This is a genomic window from Streptomyces sp. NPDC002044, from assembly GCF_040296725.1.
GTDB classification, from domain to species: domain Bacteria; phylum Actinomycetota; class Actinomycetes; order Streptomycetales; family Streptomycetaceae; genus Streptomyces; species Streptomyces antarcticus.
The window spans coordinates 1-3,047 of record NZ_JBEOXU010000291.1; the positions used below are offsets into that span (position 1 = coordinate 1).

1 protein-coding gene is annotated in these 3,047 nt (G+C 77.2%); it reads left to right on the top strand.

Going from position 1 to position 3,047, the window contains the following annotated elements:
* Nucleotides 1–193 precede the first annotated feature (193 nt).
* Nucleotides 194–3,047, top strand: a 2,854-nt coding sequence (locus tag ABT106_RS31580; RefSeq protein ID WP_351284398.1) for a condensation domain-containing protein, incomplete at its 3' end; no start/stop codon positions are given.

The following is a 3,047-nucleotide window of genomic DNA, read 5'->3' on the forward strand; positions in this document are numbered from 1 at the left end:
AGGAACCGTGCGACACCGAACGCCTGGCTGGCGGCCCCCTGCTCGCGGTGGCCGGCCCGCGGCGGCAGCCGACGGCGGCAGCCGGGCGCGGCGGAAGCTGCCGCGGGGACTGCCGACCGGTGCCGGGCCGGGTGCCTAGCGTGTGGGTCACGGAGTCCCCTCCGCACCCCACCCCTCGCCTGGAGGCCCCGCGATGCCCTCGACCGCCCCCACCGCCTCCGCCGTCCTGGACGGCGGCCCGGCGATCACCCCGGCGCCCCGTGTGCTCGACCGGATCGACGCCCGGGTCGCCGACGGTCCCGAGCGGACCGCGCTGGTGCACGGCGAGCGGCGGATGACGTACGGGCAGCTGGCGCTCGCCGTCGCGTTCCGCGCCGAGGAGCTGGCGGCCGAGGGGGCCGGCCCCGGGCGGCTGGTGGCCGTGCACCGGCCGCGCGGGATCGACGCGGTCGTGGGGCTGCTGGCCGCGCTGCGGACGGGCGCCGGGTACCTGCCGCTGGACCCGGGCGCGCCGGCCTCCCGTACGGCGGCCATCCTGGCCGACTGCGCCGGGCCGGACGTGCGGCCGGTGGCGGGCGAGTTCGTCCTGCCCGGGCCCGGTGTGCCGCGGGACACCGCGTACGTCATCTACACCTCCGGCTCCACCGGAACCCCGAACGGCGTGGCCGTCGGGCAGGACGCGCTCGCGCACTTCACGGCGGGCGCGACCGTCCGCTACGGGATCACCGCCGGGGACCGGGTGCTCCAGTTCGCGCCGCTGCACTTCGACGCGAGCGTCGAGGAGATCTTCCTGACCCTCGGCGCCGGCGCCGCCCTGGTCCTGCGCGACGAGGAGATGCTCGACGTACCGGGGCTGCTGGCGGGCTGCGCCGCGCACGGGGTGACCGTGCTGGACCTGCCCACCGCCTACTGGCACGAGCTGGCGCACGCGCTCGCCGCCGGAGTCGCCGAACTCCCCGCCGCCGTACGCACGGTGGTCATCGGCGGCGAGGCCGCGCTGCCGGAGCGGGTGGCGCAGTGGTGCCGGGCCGTGGACCCCGACCGGGTGCGGCTGCTGAACACCTACGGGCCGACCGAGGCCACCGTCGTCGCGACCGTCGCCGACCTGTCGCGGCACCCCGGCGGCCCGGTGCCGATCGGCGAGCCGCTGCCGGGGGTGCGGGCGGCCGTGGTCGACGGCGAACTCTGGCTCCTGGGCGGGGGCCTGGCCCTCGGCTACCTCGGCCGCCCCGAGCTGACCGCGCGGCGCTTCTCGGCGCTGGGCCCGGAGCGCGCGTACCGGACCGGCGACCTGGTGTCCGTGCGGCCCGACGGACAGCTCGGCTTCCGGGGGCGCGCCGACGACGAGGTCAAGATCAACGGCCACCGGGTGGACCCCGCCTCGGTGGAGTCCGTGCTCACCGCGCACCCCGGGGTCCGCGAGGCGGCCGTGGTACCGCTGGAGACCCCGGACGGGGCGAAGAAGCTGGCCGCCTTCGTGGTCGCCGACGACGGGGTCTCGGCGGATGAGCTGCGGGCCCGGGCCCGCGCCGAACTGCCCGCCGCCGCCGTGCCGTCCACGGTGACGCTGCTGGCCGCGCTGCCCCGCACCTCCTCCGGCAAGATCGACCGCAAGCTGTTGCGCGCCCCCGTGCGGGAGAGCGCCGCCGACGCGGTCTTCGACGGTTCGGTGCTGCCCGCCGAGGACCGGGTCCCGCTGTCGTTCGCCCAGCGCCGGCTGTGGTTCCTGGCCGGGCTGGAGGGACCGTCCACCACCTACAACCTGCCGCTCGTGCTGCGGCTGGACGCGGTCCCGGACCGGGCCGCGCTGGCCGCCGCCCTCGCCGACGTCGTGGACCGGCACGAGGTGCTGCGCACCGTGTACCCGGCGGTGGACTCGGAGCCGTACCAGCACGTCCTGGACGCGCCCCCGCTCCCGCTGCCGGTCCGGGAGTGCCTGCCCGGTGAACTCGACTCCCTGGTCGCCGAGTTCACCGCCGGCACCTTCGACCTGGCCCTCCATCTCCCCATCCGTGCCCGGCTGTTCACGACCGGGGACGGAAGCGCCACCCTCGCGCTGCTGACCCACCACATCGCCACCGACGGCTGGTCGGTGGGCCCGCTGCTGCGCGACCTGGGCGAGGCGTACGCGGCCCGGCTGGCCGGCGGCGCACCCGGCTGGGAGCCGCTGCCGGTCCAGTACGCCGACTACACCCTGTGGCAGCACGAGCTGCTGGAACGGCCGGACGTCCCGCTCGGCCACTGGCGGGCGGCCCTGGAGGGGATGCCGACCGTACTGGACCTGCCCACCGACCGGCCGCGGCCCGCCGAGCCGACCGGGCGGGGCGAGAGCCTGACCGCCACGCTGGACGCGGACGCGTTCGGACGGCTCGCCGCGCTCGGCGAGGAGCGCGGCGCCAGCCTGCTGATGGTGCTCCAGCCGGCCCTGGCGCAGGCGCTGGACGCCGTCGGCGCCGGAACGGACATCGCGATCGGCACCCCGGTCGCGGGACGCGGGGACGAGGCACTGGACGGCCTGGTCGGCTTCTTCGTGAACACCCTGGTGCTGCGCACGGACGTCTCAGGCGACGCCCCGTACGCGGAACTGGTGGACCGGGCCCGGGACGCCGACCTGGCCGCGTACGCCCACCAGGAGCTGCCGTTCGACCTGCTGGTGGAGCACCTGGCCCCGGAGCGCGCGCTCGCCGTCAACCCGTTCTTCCAGGTGATGCTGACCGCCGAGGAGCAGGAGGGCGGCGGGGCCGTCGCGCTCGGCGGCGGGCTCACCGGACGCTTCGCCGAAACCGGCCTGGAGGCCGCCAAGTTCGATCTGAGCGCCTCGTGCGTGGCCGTGCCCGGCGGCGGGCTGGAGGTGTGGTGGCAGTACGCGGCGGACCTGTTCGACCGGGAGACCGCGCGGCTGCTGCTGGACGTGTTCGTACGGGCCCTGGCGCGGGCCGCGGCCGACCCCGGCGGGCCGCCCTCCGCGCACCCCCTGCTCAGCGAGGCGGAACGGGCCGGCATCGCGGAGCGCCGGGCCCGGCTCGCCGCGGCCCGCGAGGCGGCGG